Raw genomic sequence first — 21,815 nt, 5'->3', positions numbered from 1 at the left:
CCGTCAACCGGTGGCTCGGGTACAAGCGCAGGCCCACATTCTGCGGAGCTCGCCATGCTTGTCCTCGTCACCGGTGCCACCTCGGGGTTCGGCGAGGCCATGGCGCGGCGTTATGTGCGCGAGGGCCATGCGGTGATCATCACCGGCCGTCGCGGCGGGCGCCTGCAGCGGCTGGCCAGCGAGCTGGGGCCCAAGGCCCTGCCACGCAGTTTCGACATCCGCTCGCGCGAGGAGACCGAGGCATTTCTCACCGAGCTGCCCGCCGGCTGGCGCGACATCGACGTGCTCATCAACAACGCCGGCCTGGCGCTGGGGCTGGCGCCGGCGCACCGCGCCGCGCTGGAAGACTGGGAGCGGATGGTCGACACCAACATCAAGGGCCTGATGACCATCACCCGCCAGGTGCTGCCCGGCATGGTGGCGCGCGGCCGCGGACACATCGTCAATCTCGGCTCGATGGCAGGCGAATGGCCCTATCCGGGCGGCAACGTCTATGGTGCCACCAAGGCCTTCGTCCGCCAGTTCACCCTCAACCTGCGCGCCGACCTGTTGGGCACACCGGTGCGTGTGAGCAACATCGAACCAGGCATGGCGGGGGGCACGGAGTTCTCCAACGTGCGCTTCCACGGCGATGATGCCAAGGCGGCGCAGGTGTATGCCGATGTGCAGCCGCTGACCGCCGAGGACGTCGCCGAAGCGGCGTACTGGATCACCACGCTGCCGGCACACGTCAACATCAATACCCTGGCGATGATGCCGACGGCCCAGGCCTTCGGTCCGCTGGCCGTTCACCGAGGCTGAGCCCATGGCCTGGATCCGTACCCGCGACGGCGCCCACCTGCACTATTTCGACGTCGGCAAGGGTCAGCCGGTGGTGCTGCTGCACGGCTTTGCCATGCCCTCGCAGCTTTGGCTGCCGTTCCTGTCCGGTCTGACCGGCCGCTACCGTTTCATCCTGCCCAGCCTGCGCGGCTTTGGCGCCAGCCACGCCATCAGCCTGTCGCAGCCCAGCGTGCTCGACCAGCATGCCGATGATCTCGACGACCTGCTGGCCCACCTCAAGCTCGGTCCGATCCTGCTGGGCGGCCTGTCGATGGGCGCCTGCACGGCCTTGCAGTATCACCGTCGCCACGGCTTCGGCCAGGTGCGTGCCTATCTGCACATGGATCAGGCGCCCTGTGTCACCAACCAGGGCGACTGGCAGTACGGTCTGCTGGGCAACGACCAGGCCACCCGCCTACCGCAATGGCAGACCCTGATGACGGAACTGGAACCCTATCGCGGCCTGGCCTTCAACCGGGTGCCAAAGCCGTTGCAGCAGCATCTGTGGAAAACGCTTTCAGCCTTTCTGCAGTACGCCTTCCACGCCGGAGTGATGCGGCAGTTCAGCCGCGTCGCCCATTACGGCAATCTCACCGGCTTCCTGGCACCGACGGTGAACTGGACGATCTATCTGGATGTACTGCAGAGCTACCTGCGCGACAACTACGATTGGCGGCCGTCGCTACCGAACATCAACATCCCGATGCGGGTGTTGGTGGGCATGGCCTCCACCATGTATCCGGCCACCGGCCAGCTCATGATCCGCCGCTGGGTGCCCCATGCCGAGATCGTACCGATTGCCGGCTGCGGTCACGCCATTCCCTTCGAGGCGCCACGTCGCTTCCGTGCCGAGCTGGTGGACTTCTTGCGCACCGCCGCCTGAGGCGTGGCCTTGGCGACAGGCCGGCGCCGTGGCCGGGGCGTCGAGCGCGACGACAGCCAGTCGGCCGCAAAAGCCCAGGTCGTGTCGGGCGCCTCGCGGCCGGCAAACACCCCGGCATGGCCGCCGGGACAGATCATGAAGTCCTTGTCCTGGCTGGCGACGATGTCCAGCACCCGTCGGGCGGCCGCGGTGGTGACGATACGGTCGGTCTTGCCGGCAATGGCCAGCAGCGCGCAATCGATGCGGTCGAACAGGGCGTGCTCATCCTTGCCCAGCCGCAGCCGTCCACGCGCCATCTGGTTGGCCAGCCCGACGCGGATGACGAAGTCCTGGACGATGCCACCCGGGTAGTCGTGCATGTCGTTGAACCACTTGGCCTGGGTCTGGTATTCGGTGACGTAGTCGCGGTCCCAGAGGTTCATCAGCAGGTCGACATAGCTCTGCACCACGCCCAGCGGATTGGTCAGCTTGAACACCGTCGCCGAGGCCCAGCCGGGGATGCGCAGCCAGCGCGGGTCGATGTCGTCCAGCGAGAACGGTACATACCGCGCCGCCAACCGCAGCGGGTGATGCATCAACTTGGCAAGGCGTCCGGCCACGCCCATCTGGTAGTAGTCGATGGGGCTGGCGATGGTGACGATGTTGCGCACATCCGGGTCATGCGACCAGCCGCCATAGATCAGACAGAACAGTCCCCCCATGCAGTAGCCCATCAAGGTCAGCTCCGACTCGCTACTGTGCTGACGGACTGCGGCGATGGCCTCGGGCAGCATGCGGGTGGTGTAGTCGGCCAGACCGAGGTGGGAATGATCGTCGTCGGGGTCGCCCCAGTCGGCCAGATACACGCGATAGCCCTGGGCGCTGAGATACCGCACCAGGCTGCGGTTGGGCAGCAGGTCGAAGTTGAGCGAGTTGGCCGCCAGCGGCGGCACCAAGAGGATCGGCACGCCATGGCACCGCGGGCTCACCGGCATGGCACGTCCACCCACCGGAACGGTCGGCGTTTGCGGACGGTCGTAAGCCCGTACCGACAGCAGGCCACGTTGCAGGATCACCGCGTGCGGCGTCTGGTTGGCAACAATGAAGTTATCGCTGCGCAGCCGCCGTTCCACCGCATTGGCAACCCAGTCAACCGCGCGTTCGCCCAACAGGGGCAGGTTCATGTCATGTCCGCTGCGTGAAACAATGAACCGATCTTAGACTCGGACCCTGTGCCATGCCTTCGCCGCACCGCCACGCCACCGTTGACGCCTGTGTCGATGCCCTGATCGCCCATGTCGGGCGCGACCTGCGGGTGGGCGTTCCGCTCGGCCTGGGCAAGCCGGTGGCGCTGGTGAATGCACTGTATGCGCGTGCCAAGGCGCAACCGGACCTCAAGCTGACCCTGCTCACCGCACTGTCGCTGGCGCGGCCGGCGCCCGGCAACCCGGTGGAGCGCGCCTTCCTGCAGCCCTTCCTCGACCGCGTGTTCAGTGATGCACCGGAACTCGACTACGTACGCGACCGAGCCAATGGATCGATGCCCGCCAATGTCAGCGTGCGCGAGTTCTTCTTCCAGCCCGGCAGTCAGCTCGGCAATGCAGATGCCCAGCAGGACTACATCAGCACCAACTACACTTTCGCCGCGCGCGACGTCTACCTGCAGGGCTGCAATGTCTGTGCGCAAATGGTCGGGGTTGAGGACGGCGCCGACGGCCCACGCTACTCGCTGAGCTGCAACCCCGATACCGGGCCGGAACTGGTACGGATGCTGCGCGCAGCCGAGGCCCGCGGCGAACGCAAGGTGGCGGTGGTGGCGCAGGTCAACCCGCAGCTGCCATTCATGCGCCACGACGCCGAAGTGTCGGCCGAGACCTTCGATCACATCATCGACCATCCGCGCTACCACCACGCCCTGTTCCCGACGCCGAAAATGGCCGTCAGCGAGGCCGACCATGCCATCGGCCTGCACGCCTCCGCCCTGCTGAAGGATGGCGGCACCCTGCAGATCGGCATCGGCCAGCTCGGCGATGCCATCGTCCACAGCGCCATCACCCGCCACCGCGACAACCCCCTCTACCGCCAGGCCATCCGCGCCTTCGGGATTGATGCGCGCCATCCGCAATTGATCGAACGCGATGGCGGTCTCGATGTCTTCTCACGCGGCCTCTACGGCGCCACCGAGATGTTCGTCGATGGCTTCCTGCACCTCATGGACGCCGGCATTCTGACCCGGGAGGTCTATGACTTCTGGGCGCTGCAGCAGTTGGTGAACGCGGGCGATTGTGACCCTGCACGGCTCACGCCAGCCGTCCTCGACGGCCTGGAGCGTCTCGGGGTGCGGGTGATTCGCGGCCATGACTTCAGCCGGCTGCAGCACCACGGCCTGTTCAACGATGCCACCCGCTACGACAGCGGCGAACTGATTGCGCCCGACGGCCAACGCATCCGCGCCAATGTCGCCGACCCCGATGCCCGTGCGGCGATGGCCGCACATTGTCTCGGCCCCCGGCTGCGCAACGGCGTGGTGCTGCACGGCGGCTTCTTCCTCGGCCCCAACGCCTTCTACGCGGCGCTGCGCGAGATGCCGGAATCACGGCGTCAGCGCATCGCCATGACCGGCGTCGACAAGGTCAACCAGCTCGACGCCAATCCGCGGCTGTATGTCGCCCAGCGGGTCCATGCCCGCTTCATCAACACCGCGATGATGATCACCCTCGGCGGCGCGGCGGTGTCCGATGGCCTCGAGGACGGCCGCGTGGTCTCCGGCGTCGGCGGACAGTACAACTTCGTCGCCATGGCCCACCAACTGCCGGGCGGCCGCAGCGCGCTGATGGTGCGCGCGGTCCGCGACAGTGGCGGCAAAGCGGTGTCCAACATCGTCTTCAACTACGGCCACTGCACCATCCCGCGCCACCTGCGCGACATCGTCATCACCGAATATGGCATCGCCGACCTGCGTGCCAAGACCGACAGCGAGGTTGCCAAGGCGCTGATCGAAATCGCCGACAGCCGCTTCCAGGCCAGCCTGCTGCTGCAGGCCCAGACCGCCGGCAAGATCGAGGCAGGCTGGACGATCCCCGAGGCCTGTCGCGACAACACGCCGCAGGCGCTGGCCGCGCGCATGGCGCCGCTGAAAGCGCAGGGGCTGTTCCCTGACTATCCCTTCGGCCACGACTTCACCGACATCGAACTGGCGCTCTCCCGCGCGCTGCCGGTGGTGAAGGCCGAGGCCGCCCGCACGCCAAAATGGAAACTGCTGTGGCGCGCGCTGCGCGCCGGCCGTCCCGATGCCCGCTGGCAGCCGCATTTGGCACGGATGCAACTGCAGCACCCGTCGTCACTGCAGGACAAGGTGGTGGCGACGTTGCTGAGTGAGACGCTGTCCCGGCAGGCCTGACTCAGCGGGACGCCGTCGGGCGCAGGTCGTCGTCCAGCACTTCCCGCTGGTCGAACACGAAGCAGCCGCCGTGATAGTGACGGCGGCCCACGGTCTCGAAGTACTTGAGGATGCCGCCGTCGAGCTGATAGACGTGGTCCAGCCCCTGCTCGCGCATCAGCAGCGCCGCCTTTTCACAGCGGATGCCGCCGGTGCAGTAGCTGACCACGGTGACATCGCGCAAGGCATCGGCGTGGTCGCGCAACTGCTGCGGAAACTCGGTGAATCGGTTGAGCCGCCAGTCGACCGCGTTGTCGAAGGCGCCGTGATCGACCTCGAAGGCGTTGCGGGTATCCAACAGCCGCACCGGCCGGCCGTCATCGTCAACACCGGCATCTAGCCACCGCGCCAGTGTCGGCGCGTCCACCGCCGGTGCACGACCGGACGATGGCTGGATGGCGGGATGGTCCATGCGGATGATTTCGCGCTTGACCTTCACCTTGAGTCGGCGGAACGGCATCTCGTCCGACCAGCTTTCCTTGACCTCGAGGTCGACGAAACGAGCATCGCGAACCAGCCCGGCCATAAACCCCCGCACCGCCGGTTCGGCGCCGGCGAGAAACAGGTTGATGCCTTCCGGCGCCAGCAGCACGGTGCCCTTCAGCGCGGCCGCCTGCGCTGCACCGTACAGGTGATCGCGCAGCGCCGGCAGATCGTCCAGCGACACGAAGCGGTAGGCCGCGATGTTGAGCACCGCTGTCGACGCCATCGGCCCGTTTACTCCGAAAGGTAGGTGTAGCCGGCGAGTCCGGCTTCGAGCTCTGCCAGCAGGGCCGCGCGCTGGGCGACGGGAATGTCGCTGGCGGCAATCTTGCGCCGATAACTCTGGGCGAGCTTTTCCGGGGCCAGATGGACGTAGCGCAACAGCTCGTCGGTACGATCACCGTGCTCCGCGCCCTCCAGGCGCCAGCCACCGGGGGCGGAGGCGTCCACCACCACGTCGACGGCGTTGGTGTCGCCGAACAGGTTGTGCATGTCGCCGAGGATCTCCTGGTAGGCCCCCACCATGAAGAAGCCCAACAGGTAGCGCTGGTCGGGCTTGAGCGCGTGCAGCGCCAGGGTCGGCATCACCCCTTCGCGATCGACGTACTGGTCGAGCCGGCCATCGGAGTCGCAGGTGAGGTCGCACAGGCGGGCCCGCTCGGCAGGCATCTCATCCAGCCGATGAATCGGCAGGATGGGAAACACCTGATCGATGGCCCAGGCATCCGGCACGCTCTGGAACACCGAGAAGTTGCAGAAGTACTTCGACGACAACCGCTCCGCGAGCTTCTCCCGCGCCTCGCGGTGGGCGCGGATACCGGGGTCGAGCTCTGGCAGCAGGGCGCGGGCGACCGCGACATGGGCGCGCTCGGCCCAGGCCCGTTCAGCCAGGGACAGCCGGCCATCGGTGTAGAGGCCATGCGCCTCCGACAGCAGGGTGTTGGACTCGTACAGGCTTTCCAGCGGGCCGCGGTCGGACAATTCCGCCAGCAGGTCTGCGAACTCCTGCAGCAGCGGGGCGGCATCCTCCGGCGGCGGTGGCAGGGTTTCGCTGGGGACCACTTCGGAATCCACCACATCGGCAATCAGCACCGCGTGATGCGCCGTCAGCGCGCGTCCGGACTCGCTCACCAGGTCGGGCACCGGCAGCCCGGCGTCTTCGCACACCTGCTGCACCGTGCGCACGATGGTGCGGGCATACTCCCGCACCGAGTAGTTCATGGAGCAGAACGAGCGCGAGCGGGTGCCCTCGTAGTCCACGCCCAGTCCGCCCCCCACGTCCAGCACCTGCACCGGCGCGCCGAGCCGTCGCAGTTCCACGTAGAAGCGCGCTGCCTCGCGCAGGCCACGGGCGATGTCGCCGACATTGGCCACCTGCGAGCCGAGGTGGAAGTGGATCATCTGCACGCTGTCCAGGCGTCCGGCCGCGCGCATCAGCTCGACGGCTTCGAGAATCTGCGGCGTGGTCAGACCGAACTTGGCCTTCTCGCCGCCGGTGTTCTGCTGGGTGGACTCCGACGAGCTGGCCAGCCGCACCCGCAGGCCGATCAGCGGCATGACCTCCAGCCGCGCCGATTCCGCCAGCACCAGCGGCAGCTCGCTGAGCTTTTCCACCACGATGTAGACCCGGTGCCCCAGCTTGCTGCCAATCAGCGCCCGGCGGATGTAGGCCCGGTCCTTGTAGCCGTTGCAGACAATGATGCTGCCCGGCGAGGCCAGCCCCAGCACCGCCGCCAGCTCCGGCTTGGAACCCGCCTCGATCCCCACCCGGCTGCCGCCGTGACCGACGATGGCTTCCACCACCGAGGCCTGCTGGTTGACCTTGATCGGATACACCGCGGTGTAGCGGCCCTGGTAGCCGTAGTCGTCAATCACGCCGGCAAAGGCGTCGCAGAGCATGTCGACGCGGTCACGCAGGATGTCGGTGAAGCGCACCAGCACCGGCAGGTCCAGGCCCTCACGCGGCAACTGCTGGGCCAGTCGGTAGAGGTCCACGGCCACCGGTGAGGCGTCGCGGAACGGCTGCACCATCAGGTGCCCGTCATCGCTGACCCCGAAGTAGCCATCCCCCCAATGCGGCAGGTTGTAGCGCTCGGCGGCGTCGGCGGCGGTCCAGGGAGGCGTGTTCACGAAGGCGTCACTCGGCGGCGGGGGGAGAGCCGATATAATCGACCGCACACATTTTATATGGGATTCGCGATGTCACTCGATCAGTCCTGGATCTCGGAAGCGGTCGAGGCCACCGGTACCGCCTTCGCCCTCAAGGGCCGCAAGATCCACGAGGAACAGACGCCGTACCAGAAGATCGAGATCTTCGAGACCGCCAGCTGCGGCTACCTGATGACCATCGATGGCTGCACCATGGTCAGCACCCGCGACAACTTCCTCTATCACGAGATGATGAGCCACCCGGCGCTCAACGCGCACCCCAACCCGGAAACCGTGGTGGTGGTGGGCGGTGGTGACTGCGGCACCCTGCGCGAAGTGCTGAAGCACGCCGAGGTGAAGGCCGCTACCCAGGTGGAAATCGACGAACGCGTCACCCGCCTGTCGGAGCAGTACTTCCCCGAGCTGTGCGACCGCAACAACGATCCGCGCGCCACCCTGTTCTTCGGTGACGGCATCCAGTGGATGAAGGATGTCGCACCGGGCAGCATCGACGTCATCATCATCGACTCCACCGACCCGGTGGGTCCGGCCGAGGGCCTGTTCGGCCTCAAGTTCTACCGCGACTGCATCCGCGCCCTGAAGCCCGACGGCATGCTGGTGCAGCAGTCGGAATCGCCGCTGCTGCACCTGGCACTGATCCAGGAGATGCACGCCGCCATGCGCGAGGCCGGCTTCGTCGAGACTCATCTGCTGCACTTCCCGCAGATGATCTACCCCAGCGGCTGGTGGAGTGGCTCCATTGCGCTGAAGCGGGCGGGCAGCCTGGTGGAACGCCTGGACAACGCCGATGCCCTGGACACGCAGTACTACAACCGCGAGATCCACAGGGCCTGCTTCGCCCTGCCCACGTTTGTGAAGAAGGCGCTGGCGGGCTGAGGCCAGCGCCTGCGCGGCGCGGCGCCCTTCTTTTCATATAACGCTTATTCATTATGAGAAGCGGCGGCGATATTCCGTACTAGACTATGCGCCATGGATACCGCACTTGCCACACCGCCGCCCGCCGTCACGCCCGAGGAACCCAATTCCTCCGGCCTGAGCCTGGCCGAGATCGCCACCCTCAACGCCCGCTACAAGACCATGGGCTTTGAGGAACGCATCCAGCAGTTCTACCGCGACTTCGATGTCGACAAGGTGCTGGTGACCTCCTCGTTCGCGGCCACGTCCGCGTACTTCCTGCACATCATCCACCGCTTTCAGCCGCGGCAGAAGATCGCGTTCATCGACACCGGCTACCACTTCCTGGAGACCATCACCTACCGGGACCGGCTGTCGAAGGAATACGGACTGGAAGTGTTCGACATCAAGGCCGAGGACTGGAAGCACCAGTTCACGGTGGACGACCAGACCTGGAGCAAGAACCCCGACTTCTGCTGCTCCATCAACAAGGTCGAGCCGCTGGAAGCGATCAAGCCCAACTACGCCGTGTGGGTGTCCAGCCTGATGGGTTGGCAGACCGACAACCGCGCCGGCATGGAAATCTTCGAAGTGCGGCGCGGCATTCTCAAGTTCAATCCGATGATCGACGTCACCCGCGAACAGCGTGACGCCTACATCCGTGAACACGACCTGCCGTTCCACCCGCTGGTGGCCGAGGGCTACAACTCCATCGGCTGCACCCACTGCACGGTGAAAGGCGAAGGCCGCAGCGGCCGCTGGGCCGGCAAGCCGAAGACGGAGTGCGGGCTGCATCTTTGAGGCATGCGTGGTGAGTGACGAGTGGTGAGTGCCGAGTAACCGCAGCGGTCGAGCGTATTCTCAGCACTCAGCACTCAGCGCGCAAAAAACTACTGCTTCAGCCGATACCCGGTCTTGAATATCCACGCCACCAGCACCAGGCAGACGGCGAGGAAGCCGAGGGTCATGCCGAGGCTGATGCCGATGCTGACGTCGGCGCTGCCGAAGAAGGCCCAGCGGAAGCCGCTCACCAGGTACACCACCGGGTTGAACAGGCTGAGCTGCTGCCAGGGCTCGGGCAGCATGTTGATGGAATAGAAGGCGCCGCCGAGGAAGGTCAGCGGCGTCACCACCAGCAGGGGGATGATCTGCAGCTTCTCGAAGCCGTCGGCCCACACCCCGAGAATGAAGCCGAACAGGCTGAAGGTGACGGCGGTCAGCAGCAGAAAGCCGAGCATCCACAGCGGGTGGGCGATCTCGTAGGGAATGAACACGCGCGCCGTCAGCAGGATGATGGTGCCGATCATCACCGACTTGGTGGCGGCGGCGCCGACGTAGCCGATGACGATCTCGACGAAGCTGACGGGGGCCGACAGCACTTCGTAGATGGTGCCGGACCAGCGCGGCATGTAGATGCCGAAGGCGGCGTTGGAGATGCTCTCGGACAGCAGCGACAGCATGATCAGCCCGGGGATGATGAAGGCGCCGTAGGCAATGCCGTCAATCTCGCCGACGCGGGAACCGATGGCGGCACCGAACACCACAAAGTAGAGCGAGGTGGAGATCACCGGTGCGGCGATGCTTTGCGCCAGGGTTCGGAAGGTGCGGGCCATCTCGAAACGGTAGATGGCCTGGATGGCATAGCGGTTCATGCGGATTCCTGCACCAGGCTGACGAAGATTTCCTCCAGCGAGCTTTCGCGCGACTGCAGGTCCTTGAAGTCGATGCCCTGTTCCCCCAGCCGCCGCAGCAGCGGCGCGATACCGGTATCCGCCCCCTGAGCATCGTAGGTATAGACCAATGCATGGCCGCCATCGGCGAGGGTCAGCGGCAGATCGGCCAGCGCCGCCGGCAGCGATGTCAGCGGCTGTTGCAGATGCACCGCCAGTTCCTTCTTGCCCAACCTCTGCATCAGGGTGCGGGTGGGCTCCACCACGATCAGCTCGCCCTTGCGGATCACGCCGATGCGGTCGGCCATCTCCTCGGCTTCCTCGATGTAGTGGGTGGTGAGGATGATGGTGACCCCACTGTCGCGCAGCCGCCGCACCATGCCCCACATGTCGCGCCGCAGTTCGACGTCGACGCCGGCGGAGGGCTCGTCGAGGAACAGGATGGTGGGTTCATGCGACAGCGCCTTGGCGATCATCACCCGCCGCTTCATGCCGCCCGAGAGCGTCATGATGCGGGCGTCCTTCTTGTCCCACAGCGACAGGTCGCGCAGGATCTTTTCCACGAAGGCCGGATTGGGCGGCTTGCCGAACAGGCCTCGGCTGAAGGTCACCGTCGCCCAGACGCTTTCGAAGGCATCGGTGGTCAGCTCCTGTGGCACCAGGCCGATCTTGCTGCGTGCTGCGCGGAAGTCGCGATGGATGTCATGGCCATCGGCGGTAATGCTGCCGGCGCTGGCGTTGACCAGGCCACAGATGATGCTGATCAGCGTCGTCTTGCCGGCACCGTTGGGGCCCAGCAGGGCGAAGATCTCACCGCGCGCGATCTCCAGGTTGATGTCCTTGAGCGCCCGGTGCCCGGAAGCGTAGGTCTTGTCGACCTGCTGGATGGAGAGAATGGCGGACATGGGGTAAGCAGCTCAGGTGGCGGCAAGCAGGGTCTTGATCCAACGACCGATCTCGGTGATTTGTTCCATGCACACCTGGTGCTGCATCGGGTAGTCACGCCAGTCCACCGAATAGCCCAGGCCGCTCAGCTGGTCACGCGCCGCCTGACCCAGGGTCAGCGGCAGTACCGGATCGAACTGCCCGTGCATCATCAGGATCGGCAGGCTTGTCGGCGCGGTCGCGGTGGCGGCGGTGAGGGTCGATGCCAGCGGCAGATAGGTCGACAGCGGCAGCAACCCGCCGAGGCTCTCCGGCATCCGAAGGGCCGTGTGCATGGCCACGGCGCCGCCTTGCGAGAAGCCGGCCAGCACGATGCGGGCGGCCGGAATGCCGTCGTCCACCAGATCACCAATGCGTCCGCGCACCCGCTGCCGGGCCGCTTCGATCCCCTCGCTGTCCTGCGGGCCGTCGCGGTCGAGGCCGTAGATGTCGAACCAGGCGCGCATCGGCATGTTGCCGTTGAGCGTCACCCGCCGCACCGGTGCATGCGGGAAGATGAAGCGGATGCGGTGATCGGCGGGTAGCCGAAGTTCCGGCACGATGGGGACGAAGTCATGGCCATCGGCACCCAGGCCGTGCAGCCAGACCACAGCGGCAGTCGCGGGTGCGGCGGGTTCGAGGACAACCTCGGTCTCGGTCTCGTGCAGGGTCATGGGTGTCTGGCAGTAGAATGGACGGCCTATTCTCCCAGACTCCGGCCTTGCCGGAGCACGCCATGCGACTGCTCGTTCTCACCTTCCTGATCTGTCTGCTGGGTGGCTGCGGCCAGTCCGGCGCACTCTACCTGCCCGAGGCACCGCAGGCGGCACCGACCGCCGCTCCGCAGACCGAAAACACGCCAACCGAGACGCCGTCCGCTGACGCTGACGGGACGCCGGCAGGGTCATCGCCATGAGCGCCTTCGAATACCGTGACGGTGTGCTGCATGCCGAGCAGGTGCCGGTCACCTCGATTGCCGCGCGCTTCGGCACACCGGCCTACCTGTATTCCCGTGCCGCCATCGAGGGCCGCTACCGCGCCTTCAGCGAGGCGCTGGGCGGGCATCCGCACCAGATCCATTTCGCGGTCAAGGCCAATTCCAACATCGCCGTGCTCAATGTGCTGGCACGCCTTGGCAGCGGTTTCGACATCGTCTCCGGTGGCGAGCTGATGCGGGTGCTGCGGGCCGGTGGCGATCCGGCCAAGGTGGTGTTCTCCGGCGTTGGCAAAACCGAAGCCGAGATGACCATGGCACTGGAAGCCGGTATCGGCTGCTTCAATGTGGAATCGGCATCGGAACTACACCGGCTCAATGCGGTGGCGACACGGCGCGGCCAGCGTGCCCCGGTGGCCCTTCGGGTCAACCCGGACGTGGATGCCAAGACCCATCCGTATATCTCGACCGGGATGAAGGACAACAAGTTCGGCATCGACATTCCCCGCGCCGAAGCGCTGTATGCCGAAGCCGCCACGCTGCCCGGCATCACCCTGCACGGCATTGCCAGCCACATCGGCTCGCAGTTGCTGGACATCCAACCGCTGCTGGATGCGCTGGACCGGGTGCTGGCGATGATCGACCGGCTGGCCGCCAACGGCATCACCCTGCGCCACATCGATGTCGGTGGTGGCCTGGGCGTGCAGTACCGCGATGAAGTGGCGCCCGACCCGGCGGTGTGGGCCGCCGCGGTCAAACAGCGTCTGGGCGGCCGCGACCTGGTCATCGGCACCGAGCCCGGACGCGCCATCGTCGGCGAGGCCGGGCTGCTGCTGATGCGGGTGGAAGCACTCAAGGCAGGTGAGGGCAAGCACTTCGCGGTGGTCGATGCGGCCATGAATGACCTGCTGCGCCCCACCCTCTACCAAGCGTGGATGGACATCCTGCGAGTCACCGCCAACAGCGATGCCGACAGCCGCGACTACGACATCGTCGGCCCCATCTGCGAAACCGGCGACTGGCTGGGCAAGGCCCGTCATCTGCGCCTGAGCGAGGGCGACCTGCTGGCCGTGCGCACCGCCGGGGCCTACGGCTTCGTCATGGCGTCCAACTACAACACCCGACCGCGACCGGTGGAACTGATGGTCGACGGCGATCAGGTCTACGTCATTCGCGAGCGGGAAAGCCTCGACGACCTGCTGCGCGGCGAGCGCCTGCTGCCATGAGCGCCCAGGCACCGCTGATCCTGGTCGACGGCTCGTCCTGGCTGTTCCGTGCCTACCATGCACTGCCGCCGCTGACCAACGCCCACGGCGAGGCCACGGGTGCCGTGTTCGGCATGTACAACATGCTCAAGCGGCTGATGAAGGACTATCAGCCGGAACGCCTCTGCGTGGTATTCGACCCGCCCGGCAAGACCTTTCGTGAGGACTGGTACCCCGACTACAAGGCCAACCGCGGCGAGACCCCGGACGACCTCAAACAGCAGTTCCCGCGCATCACCGAGCTGCTCAAGGCGATGGGCCTGCCGGTGATCGCGGTCCCCGGTGTCGAGGCCGATGATGTCATCGGCACCCTCGCGCGACAGGCGCGCGGCGCCGATCTGGACGTGCTGATCGTCACCTCCGACAAGGACATGGCGCAGCTGGTGGACGACCACGTGCATCTGCTCGACACCATGAAGAACCGCCGCATGGACCCGGACGGCGTGGTCGAGAAGTTCGGTGTGCGTGCCGATCAGATCATCGACTACCTCGCCCTGATGGGCGACAGCAGCGACAACATTCCCGGCGTGCACGGTGTCGGCCCCAAGACGGCCGCCAAATGGCTGGGCCAGTACGGCACGCTGGATGCCCTGATCGCCGATGCCGACGCCATCAAGGGCAAGGCCGGCGAAAACCTGCGGTCGGCGCTGGACCACCTGCCGCTGTCGAAGCGGCTGACCACCATCGTGCTCGATGTGGAACTGCCGGTGACCCTGGACAGCCTGCGCCCCGGCGAACGTGACGAGCCCGCCATGGTCACGCTGTTCGACCGCCTCGGCTTCAAGCCGGAACGTGCCGCCGCTGCGGTCAAACCGGTGGTGCCGGATGGGACGGCCGAGGCGCCGCCGGAACCCGCCCAAGCGCCGCCGCCAAAGGAGAACGCCGAACCTACCCGCAGCATCTGCGTCACCACCGCGGAGCAGCTCGACCAGCTGATCGCCGCACTGGAACAGGCCGAACTGATCTGTGTCGACACCGAAACCGATGCCCTCGACGCTCAGCAGGCCGGGCTGGTAGGGCTGGCCTTTGCGGTGAAGGCGGGCGAAGGCTGGTACGTGCCGCTGGCGCACGACTACATGGGCGCACCGCAACAGCTCCCCATGGCCGAGGTGTTGGCGCGGGTGAAACCGCTGCTGGAGAGCCCGGACCGGCCCAAGGTCGGCCAGCACCTCAAATACGACCTCAATGTGCTGCGCCGGCATGGCATCGAGGTGCAGGGGGTCGCGCACGACACCATGCTGCAAAGCTACGTGCTCGACGCCGCCGGGCACCGGCACGACATGGATACCCTGGCGCGCAAGTACCTCGACCACACCACCACCACCTTTGCCGACATCGCGGGCAAGGGCAAGGCGCAGTTGAGCTTCAACCAGGTGGCACTGGAGCAGGCGGCACCCTACTCCGCCGAAGACGCCGACATCACCCTGCGGCTCCATCAGACGCTGTTCCCGCGGCTGCAGGCCGAGCCCACGCTGGAGGCGGTCTATCGTGAGCTGGAAATGCCGCTGGTGCCGGTACTGGCCGACATGGAGTACCACGGTGTGGGCGTCGACGTGCCCTTGCTCAAGCGCATCAGTACCGAGCTGGCGCAGCGCATGGAAACCCTGGAGAAGGACTGCTTCGAAGCGGCCGGCCAACCCTTCAACCTCGGCTCGCCGAAACAGCTCGGCGCCATCCTGTTCGACCAGCTCGGCCTGCGGGTGGTGAGCAAGACCCCGAAGGGTGAGCCCTCCACCGCCGAGGACGTACTGGAAGTGCTGGCCGACGAGCACCCGCTGCCGCGGCTGATCCTCGACTGGCGCAGCGTCGCCAAGCTGCGGTCGACCTATACCGAGACCCTGCCGCAGATGGTGAACCCGAAGACCGGGCGCATCCATACCAGCTATCACCAGGCGGTCGCGGCCACCGGCCGGCTGTCCTCGTCCGACCCCAACCTGCAGAACATCCCGATCCGTACTGCCGAGGGCCGGCGCATCCGCCAGGCCTTCGTGCCCGCCGAGGGCTGCAGTCTGCTGTCAATCGACTATTCACAGATCGAACTGCGACTGATGGCGCACTTCTCCGGCGACGACAAACTGCTGGGGGCTTTCCGCAATGGCCAGGACATCCACCGCGCCACTGCCGCCGAGGTGTTCGGGGTGGCGCTCGATGCCGTCAGCAGCGAACAACGTCGTGCCGCCAAGGCGATCAACTTCGGGCTGATCTACGGCATCTCCGCCTTCGGCCTGGCTCGCAACATCGGCGTCGGCCGCAATGAGGCGGCCGAAATCATCGAACGTTTCTTTGCCCGCTACCCGGGGGTCAAGGCCTTCATGGACGGCACCCGTGAGCGGGCGCGCGAACAAGGCTTTGTCGAAACCCTGCGCGGTCGCCGGTTGTACCTACCCAACATCAACGCCCGCAACGCGGCACAGCGTCAGTATGCCGAGCGCACCGCCATCAACGCGCCGCTGCAGGGCACGGCTGCCGATCTCATCAAGGCCGCCATGCTTGACGTCCATGGGTTCCTGCAAGATGAAGCGCCCGAGGTGCGGATGATCATGCAGGTACACGACGAACTGGTGTTCGAAGGCCCCGAGGCCATGCTCCGCGAGCTCGGGCCGGTTCTGTCGGCACGCATGTGCCGTTCATCCGTGCTGACGGTACCGTTGGTCGCCGAACCGGGCCTCGGAGCCAACTGGGACGCTTCCCACGGATAGAACTCGCAACGTGTTGTTTGTGAAATATTTTATTGACATCATCCACGGCCAGGATGCGTCCCACCCCTCGCTAAATGGTTGATTTTCAAGTGTGAGATTTTGCTTACGGGTTGTGTCGCGTTGGCGTCCGTGCACCCCCCCGGAACTTCCGCACCCGCCGACGTTCCAAGTTTGCGAGGAACGGCCATCCCTTCCGTTGCTCCCGCCTCCACTCCCTGGGCGGAATTCCGGCATCCCCCAATGGCCGGAGCTGGTCGCCCGGTGGTGTCCCCAACCACCGGGCGCTTTCTGTTGAAACCACCGTGAAGCTACTGCGCTCGACTGGCTGAAAGCAGGCGGTGCTCGACAGTTTCGTCTGGAACGAAAACTGCGCGTAGCCCCGAAGGGGGCAGGCACACGGATGTGCCTGACAAATGCTCATGTATCTCTCGATACATTCCGCTTCCTGCGCTCCGGCGGCTTTCAGCCAGCCTTCGCTCGCTACGCTTCACGGCGGTTTCAACGTTGCCCGGAGTTCCTCAAACAACCCTCGCTAACGGCGCGCTGTGGCGATTTCACAGTTTCCGTTCGGGGGGCGGGAACTTCCTTGCGGCGACGCCCTCCAAGTCTGCGAGTGGCGGTCCTCCCTTCCGTCACTCCCGCCTCCTCTCCCTGGGCGGAATTCCGGCTCCCCCCTTAGGCCGGAGTTGGTCGCCCGGTGGTTTCCCCGACCACCGGGCGTTTTTGTTTGAAACCCTTGTCGCGCTAAAAGGGGTTCACGCCTTGGCCGGGTTCAGGACTCAGCCCTCCGCCACCTCGAAATGAAGGCCGGCATGATCCTGCAGGCGGTCGACCAGTTTCTGGCCGAAGGCGGTGGCAGGGGTCCAGAAACCACCGGGCAGGTCGGGGATATCGCGCGCCAGGCAGGCGCCGGCTTCGCCCAGCATCTTGCCGGTCGAGCCATAGCCGGGGTCGCGATCGCCGGTGACCTTGGCCCGCATCGAGCGGCCATCATCAGTGGTGCCATGGAATCGCAGGTCGAAGAACCCACTGGCCTGCGCCGCCGGGCTGGGACCCTCGCCGGGCTTGGGCACGACGAAGCGCTCAAGGACCCACCGGGTCGGTGGTAGCGCGGCGCCGAGCAGAAAGCCGCCAAGCCCGGCGGTGAGGCCGATGGCCGACAGCCGTCCCTTGAACCCCTTGCCGGTGAGCATCGCCTCGTCGTAGCGGAAGCGGGTACCCCAGGCCTGCTGGCTGAGCGCATTCGAACGCTGCACCACGCGGGTGTTGATCCCGGCCATCACGAACGGCGCCACCCAGGCCTGGAAGTCGGGATCGAGCGCGGGCCCCTTGACGTTCGGCTGTCGACCTTCGCCACGCCGGTCGTCCGGGCACAACAGGTAGGGATCGCCGAGCTTCTTGCGCAGCGCCGGGTCTTCGCTGGCCAGCTTGAAAACGTTCATCAGACTGGCCACGGTGCCGCCGGAAAACCCGCCGCGCAGCGCCTTGACCCGCATCTTCACGGTTGTGCAGGGCGCCCCGAGCTGCCGCTGCGATGCCTGCTGCAACACCCACTGGCCGAGATCGGAGGGGATCGAGTCAAAACCACAGCAGTGGACGATGCGCGCCCCGGAGGCCTGAGCCCGGGTCTCGAAGCGACGGATCATCTCGTCGATCCACTGGACCTCGCCCGTGAGGTCGCAATAATCGGTGCCGCTGTCGACGCAGGCTTCGACCAATGGCGTCCCGTAGAGCGCGTACGGCCCGACGGTGGAGATGACCGCCCGGGTCCGGCTGCAGAGCGCGGTCAGTGCCGCCGAGTCGGCAGCATCGGCGACGATCAGCGGCAGGTCGGCTGCACTCTCGCCAAGCCCGCCCCGCACCTGGGCCAGCTTGGCTTGCGAGCGTCCCGCCAATGCCCAGCGCAGCTCGGCGCTGCCGGCGCCATGGCGATCGAACAGATACTGCGTGAGAATCTGGCCGACGAAACTGGTGGCGCCGAAGACCACGACATCAAATTCCGGCTGCGACATGGCGTTACTCCAATAGGTGAGGCGTGAGGCGTGAGGCGGCGGTCAGGCTGCCAGCGGCTGACCGTCGGGGCCGATCCCCAGCCAGCCCATCAGGTGCTGACGTGCCGGGTCGAGCCCCTGCCGGCTGGTCGACGAAAACAGCGCCACCGTGGTCTCCGGCTGGTCACGATCAGTGATCGCCTGCTGCACCTGCAGCAAGGTGTTCTTGGCCGCGCCGTAACCGAGTTTGTCGGCCTTGGTCAGCAGGCAGTGCACCGGCAGGCGGCGGCTGGCGGACCAGTCGAGCATCTGGGTGTCGAAATCGGTCAAGGGGTGCCGGATGTCCATGATCAGCACGGCACCGATAAGGTTGTCCCGGGTTTCCATGTACGCGCCGATCAGCTTGCCCCAGTCCCGCCGCACCTCGCCGGGGACCTGGGCATAACCATAGCCGGGCAGGTCGACCAGCCGCCCGCCGGGCACCTCGAACAGGTTCAACAGCTGGGTGCGGCCGGGGGTCTTGGACACACGTGCCAGCTGCTTCTGGCCACACAGCGCGTTCAGCGCCGACGACTTGCCGGCATTGGAGCGGCCGGCAAAGGCGATCTCCGGCGCGCGGTCGTCGGGTAGCTGCGCGGTGCGGGCGCAGGACAACAGGAACTGCGCGCGAGCAAAGGGATTCTGTGTCATCAACTGGCTGCTACCGTGTAGAATTGCGGACCATCTTCAACGATTTGACGCGCTTGCTGCCAGTCCGGCAAGGCTAACCCTGCGGAGTTCCCCACCCATGAAGCGCCTGGTTCTCGCTCTATCCCTCTGCCTGCCCCTGTTCGCCGCGGCTGAAACGACCGACGGCAATCTGTTCACCGGCGGCGATGTTGCGCGCGGCGAGTCCAAAGCCGCGACTTGTGGCGCCTGCCATGGCCCCAAAGGCAACAGCGGCAACCCTGAATGGCCTAGCCTGGCCGGGCAGGGCGCACCCTACCTGAAAACCCAGCTTGAGGCTTTCCGGTCCGGCGCGCGCAAGAATGTCCTGATGAGCAGTCAGGCCGCCGGCCTGTCGGATCAGGACATCGCCGACCTGGCCGCCTACTATGCGGCCCAGACCGCCAAACCCGGCGTCGCCAGTGAGGCCTCTGTCGCCGTTGCCCAGCCGCTGTACCGGGCCGGCGACGCCGAACGTGGCATCCCCGGATGTGCCGGCTGCCATGGCCCCACCGGTGCCGGCAACCCGGCCGCCGCCTACCCGCATCTGGCCGGCCAGCACGCCACCTACACCGCGGCCGCCCTGCGCGCGTACCGCAGCGGGGAACGCGGTGGCTCGCACAATGGTCAGATGATGGTGACGATCGCCAAGCAGCTGACCGATGAAGAGATCGAGGCGCTGGCGTCCTACCTCAACGGCCTTCAGTAGACACAGGAGTGTTGTCCATGACTTTGCGCATCCCCGCCGCCCTGACGGCGGTCCTCCTCAGCCTGTTCACCTTCGCCTGTTCGGCGCAAGGTGGCAGCGGCAGTGCCTTTGTCGAAGGCAAGCACTACAAGGAAGTGCGTGAGGTCGCGGAGCCATCGGACAACAAGCGTATCGCGGTCGAAGAGTTCTTCTGGTACGGCTGCAGCCACTGCTATAACTTCGAAAACACGCTGGAACCGTGGGCTGATCGCCTGCCGGCTGATGTCGATTTCGTCCGCGTACCGAACAGCCTCGGCCGTCCCATCGGCTTGCTGCACAGCAAGGCCTACTACACCGCCGACACACTGAAACTGATCGACAGCGTCCATCCCAAGCTGTTCGAGGCGATGCATGTCCGGCGACTGCCGCTGGCCACCGAAGCCCAGATCGTCGGAGTCTTCGAAGCCAACGCACCGATCATGCCGGATGTGGTGGAAAACACCCTCAAGGGGTTTGCCGTGGATGCCCGCGTGCGTCGCGCCGAGGCGCTGTCGCGCAGCTACGGCGTCTCCAGCACCCCGACATTGGTGGTGGGTGGCAAGTACTACACCAACCCCACCCTGGCCGGCGGCTTCGATGAAATGGTGGCGGTGGCCGACGTGCTGATCGAGAAGGTTCGACAGGAACGTGCCAAGCCCTGATCGCGGGCGCCCTGCCTGCAAAGCCCGGCTGCTAGCCGGGCTTTTTGTTGCCGGGCTGACCTTTCCCTCGTTTGCTGGACCGGCGATTCCGCTGGCCTCGGTTGACCATGCCTGCGAGCGTCTGGGTCAGCGACTGCGAAGCGTCGATGCCGACTTCTGCAAGGCCGCCGGCTTTCAGGCCGACGCCGCCAGCCGCGCCGGATTTCCGCTGATGCACCGGGATTTCCGGCCACGGCCGGAGGCCGCGGCGCCGCGTCGGGTGCTGATGATTGGCGGCATTCACGGCGATGAGTTGACGTCGGTCAGCATCGTCTTCGACTGGATGCGGCGTCTCGACCAGGAACGTCTGCAACCTTTCCACTGGCGGGTGATTCCCAGCGCCAATCCGGATGGCCTGCTGCGGGCGCCGTCCTGGCGGATGAACCGGGGTGGCGTCGACCTCAATCGCAATTTTCCGTCGGTGGACTGGGGCACGCGGGCACTGGAGTACTGGCGTCATCGCACCGGCGCCGACCCTCGCCGATACCCCGGCCCGCGCGCCCTGTCAGAACCGGAAACGGTGTGGCTGACCGAGCAGATTCGCCAGTTCGAGCCGCATGCCATCGTCTCCATCCACGCGCCCTATGGGGTGCTGGATTTCGATGGCCCGCAACATCCTCCGCAACGTTTCGGCTTGCTCCGGCTCAACCAACTGGGCACCTATCCAGGCTCACTCGGCAACTTCGCCGGCGTTGATCTGGCACTGCCGGTGATCACACTGGAACTACCCCACGCCGGGATCATGCCGACACGCGCGCAGTCCCAGCGGATCTGGACCGACATGCTCACATGGCTGGCCGAGCACGTGCCGGGGTCCGCGGCCACCTGGCATCCGCCGCTGCGTTACCCCGACGACGAGAGCCGCTGATCGGTCCCGAAGGTGTGCCGGTGGACGCCCGGCGCGGCAGTCGCCATCACGGTCTGCATGCGTGCGGCCACCGTCTCCCCGCTGACCGGCCGATACCGTGACAGCCCGCCTACCAGCAGCGGTGCGTAGAGCGGCGCCAGCCGCTGGGCCACACCTTCACCCCACCGGTGTTCGGTGCGTTCGCCCATCAACAGCGACGGCTGCATGAAGTGCAGGGAGTGAAAGCCCAAGGTCGCGACCGCTGCCTCCATCTCCCCCTTGCAGCGCAGGTAGAACGAGGTGCTGCGGGGGTTGGCGCCAATGGCGCTGACCACCACCGCCCGTTGCGCACCCGCGGAACGCGCCGCCTTCGCCAACGCAATCACCAAGTCGACGTCGATGGCGCGAAAGGCCTGCCGCGAACCCGCCCGCTTGAGCGTGGTTCCTAGCGCGCAGTAGAAATCATCGACGGCGACCGGCAGCTGCAGCGCACCGCCATCCGGCACCGGCAAGACGGTCAGCTGGGGGTGATCGGACAGGGGCCGACGGCTGACGGCCAGAATCGGTCCGGCCGTCGGTACGGCCAACAACCGGCGGATCAAGGCGCTGCCGACCAGGCCGGTCGGGCCGGCCACCAACGCCGTTCGCGGGTGCTGCGTATGCTTGGCAGTGTCCATACGCCG

The 21,815-nt window shown here is 66.2% G+C and carries 20 protein-coding genes; 11 read left to right on the top strand and 9 right to left on the bottom strand.

What is annotated here, in order from left to right; translation table 11 throughout:
• The first annotated feature begins 54 nt into the window (after positions 1 to 54).
• Entirely contained in the window at positions 55 to 801 is a 747-nt protein-coding gene (locus JN531_RS08515) for an SDR family oxidoreductase (RefSeq protein WP_228348441.1), read from the top strand.
• 4 nt (positions 802 to 805) lie between these two features.
• On the top strand, positions 806 to 1,705 hold the full coding sequence (locus JN531_RS08510) for an alpha/beta fold hydrolase (protein WP_228348440.1): 900 nt from the start codon (positions 806 to 808) through the stop codon (positions 1,703 to 1,705).
• On the opposite strand, the gene JN531_RS08505 is transcribed toward JN531_RS08510, so the two are convergent.
• On the bottom strand, positions 1,633 to 2,868 hold the full coding sequence (locus JN531_RS08505) for an alpha/beta fold hydrolase (protein WP_228348439.1): 1,236 nt from the start codon (positions 2,866 to 2,868) through the stop codon (positions 1,633 to 1,635). The two genes, JN531_RS08510 and JN531_RS08505, sit on opposite strands and share 73 nt — an antisense overlap.
• Positions 2,869 to 2,921: 53 nt before the next feature.
• Between JN531_RS08505 and JN531_RS08500 the strand changes: the two genes are divergently transcribed.
• The gene (locus tag JN531_RS08500; RefSeq protein ID WP_228348438.1) at positions 2,922 to 5,084 is read left to right on the top strand and encodes an acetyl-CoA hydrolase/transferase C-terminal domain-containing protein; all 2,163 of its coding nucleotides are present in this window, start codon (positions 2,922 to 2,924) and stop codon (positions 5,082 to 5,084) included.
• Between the two features lies 1 nt (position 5,085).
• On the opposite strand, the gene JN531_RS08495 is transcribed toward JN531_RS08500, so the two are convergent.
• Both JN531_RS08495 and speA read right to left on the bottom strand, forming a co-directional pair.
• Entirely contained in the window at positions 5,086 to 5,832 is a 747-nt protein-coding gene (locus tag JN531_RS08495) for a sulfurtransferase (RefSeq protein WP_228348437.1), read from the bottom strand.
• Between the two features lie 8 nt (positions 5,833 to 5,840).
• Positions 5,841 to 7,736 carry a biosynthetic arginine decarboxylase gene (speA, locus tag JN531_RS08490; RefSeq protein WP_228348436.1) on the bottom strand — a complete coding sequence of 632 codons (1,896 nt, stop codon included), beginning with the start codon at positions 7,734 to 7,736 and terminating at the stop codon, positions 5,841 to 5,843.
• 69 nt (positions 7,737 to 7,805) lie between these two features.
• Here speA and speE point away from each other — a divergent pair, with 69 nt between their 5' ends.
• Together speE and JN531_RS08480 are read left to right on the top strand one after the other, a co-directional pair.
• Positions 7,806 to 8,651 (top strand): polyamine aminopropyltransferase, encoded by an 846-nt coding sequence (gene speE / locus JN531_RS08485; protein ID WP_228348435.1) that lies wholly within the window; start codon positions 7,806 to 7,808, stop codon positions 8,649 to 8,651.
• 93 nt (positions 8,652 to 8,744) lie between these two features.
• Positions 8,745 to 9,470, top strand: coding sequence for a phosphoadenylyl-sulfate reductase (locus JN531_RS08480; RefSeq protein WP_228348434.1), 726 nt, complete (start codon positions 8,745 to 8,747; stop codon positions 9,468 to 9,470).
• Between the two features lie 89 nt (positions 9,471 to 9,559).
• On the opposite strand, the gene JN531_RS08475 is transcribed toward JN531_RS08480, so the two are convergent.
• From JN531_RS08475 to JN531_RS08465, 3 genes are read right to left on the bottom strand one after another with little or no spacing between them, the layout of a single operon-like run.
• Positions 9,560 to 10,321, bottom strand: coding sequence for an ABC transporter permease (locus tag JN531_RS08475; protein WP_228348433.1), 762 nt, complete (start codon positions 10,319 to 10,321; stop codon positions 9,560 to 9,562).
• Positions 10,318 to 11,244 (bottom strand): ABC transporter ATP-binding protein, encoded by a 927-nt coding sequence (locus tag JN531_RS08470; protein ID WP_228348432.1) that lies wholly within the window; start codon positions 11,242 to 11,244, stop codon positions 10,318 to 10,320. The genes JN531_RS08475 and JN531_RS08470 overlap by 4 nt, the downstream gene beginning before the upstream one ends.
• A gap of 12 nt (positions 11,245 to 11,256) precedes the next feature.
• Positions 11,257 to 11,937: an alpha/beta hydrolase gene (locus tag JN531_RS08465; RefSeq protein ID WP_228348431.1), complete on the bottom strand. Its 681-nt coding sequence runs from the start codon at positions 11,935 to 11,937 to the stop codon at positions 11,257 to 11,259.
• Positions 11,938 to 11,999: 62 nt separating this feature from the next.
• Here JN531_RS08465 and lptM point away from each other — a divergent pair, with 62 nt between their 5' ends.
• Genes lptM through polA form a run of 3 tightly spaced genes read left to right on the top strand, consistent with a single transcriptional unit; the run spans position 12,000 to position 16,161 of the window.
• Entirely contained in the window at positions 12,000 to 12,179 is a 180-nt protein-coding gene (lptM, locus tag JN531_RS08460) for an LPS translocon maturation chaperone LptM (RefSeq protein WP_228348430.1), read from the top strand.
• Positions 12,176 to 13,423, top strand: coding sequence for a diaminopimelate decarboxylase (lysA, locus tag JN531_RS08455; protein ID WP_228348429.1), 1,248 nt, complete (start codon positions 12,176 to 12,178; stop codon positions 13,421 to 13,423). Before lptM ends, lysA begins: the two co-directional genes overlap by 4 nt.
• Positions 13,420 to 16,161, top strand: a complete 2,742-nt coding sequence (polA, locus tag JN531_RS08450) for a DNA polymerase I (protein WP_228348428.1) — start codon at positions 13,420 to 13,422, stop codon at positions 16,159 to 16,161. The genes lysA and polA overlap by 4 nt, the downstream gene beginning before the upstream one ends.
• Positions 16,162 to 16,940: 779 nt before the next feature.
• Here polA and JN531_RS08445 read toward each other — a convergent pair.
• The gene (locus tag JN531_RS08445) at positions 16,941 to 18,173 is read right to left on the bottom strand and encodes a saccharopine dehydrogenase family protein (RefSeq protein WP_228348427.1); all 1,233 of its coding nucleotides are present in this window, start codon (positions 18,171 to 18,173) and stop codon (positions 16,941 to 16,943) included.
• A 42-nt stretch (positions 18,174 to 18,215) separates the two neighbouring features.
• A complete protein-coding gene (yihA, locus tag JN531_RS08440; RefSeq protein ID WP_228348426.1) occupies positions 18,216 to 18,842 on the bottom strand; it encodes a ribosome biogenesis GTP-binding protein YihA/YsxC in 627 nt (208 codons plus the stop codon).
• 97 nt (positions 18,843 to 18,939) lie between these two features.
• Here yihA and JN531_RS08435 point away from each other — a divergent pair, with 97 nt between their 5' ends.
• The 3 genes from JN531_RS08435 to JN531_RS08425 are packed head-to-tail and all read left to right on the top strand — an operon-like array spanning position 18,940 to position 21,153.
• Positions 18,940 to 19,566, top strand: a complete 627-nt coding sequence (locus JN531_RS08435) for a c-type cytochrome (RefSeq protein WP_228348425.1) — start codon at positions 18,940 to 18,942, stop codon at positions 19,564 to 19,566.
• A gap of 17 nt (positions 19,567 to 19,583) precedes the next feature.
• The gene (locus JN531_RS08430) at positions 19,584 to 20,246 is read left to right on the top strand and encodes a thiol:disulfide interchange protein DsbA/DsbL (RefSeq protein ID WP_228348424.1); all 663 of its coding nucleotides are present in this window, start codon (positions 19,584 to 19,586) and stop codon (positions 20,244 to 20,246) included.
• Complete coding sequence (locus tag JN531_RS08425) at positions 20,233 to 21,153, top strand: M14 family zinc carboxypeptidase (RefSeq protein WP_228348423.1); 921 nt, start codon at positions 20,233 to 20,235, stop codon at positions 21,151 to 21,153. Before JN531_RS08430 ends, JN531_RS08425 begins: the two co-directional genes overlap by 14 nt.
• On the opposite strand, the gene JN531_RS08420 is transcribed toward JN531_RS08425, so the two are convergent.
• Entirely contained in the window at positions 21,129 to 21,809 is a 681-nt protein-coding gene (locus JN531_RS08420; protein ID WP_228348422.1) for a Rossmann-fold NAD(P)-binding domain-containing protein, read from the bottom strand. The two genes, JN531_RS08425 and JN531_RS08420, sit on opposite strands and share 25 nt — an antisense overlap.
• Positions 21,810 to 21,815 lie beyond the last annotated feature (6 nt).

The organism is Flagellatimonas centrodinii (assembly GCF_016918765.2).
In the GTDB taxonomy this organism is placed as follows: domain Bacteria; phylum Pseudomonadota; class Gammaproteobacteria; order Nevskiales; family Nevskiaceae; genus Polycyclovorans; species Polycyclovorans centrodinii.
Note: the sequence above shows the minus strand (reverse complement) of the source record. Positions and strands in the feature narration are given on the sequence as shown.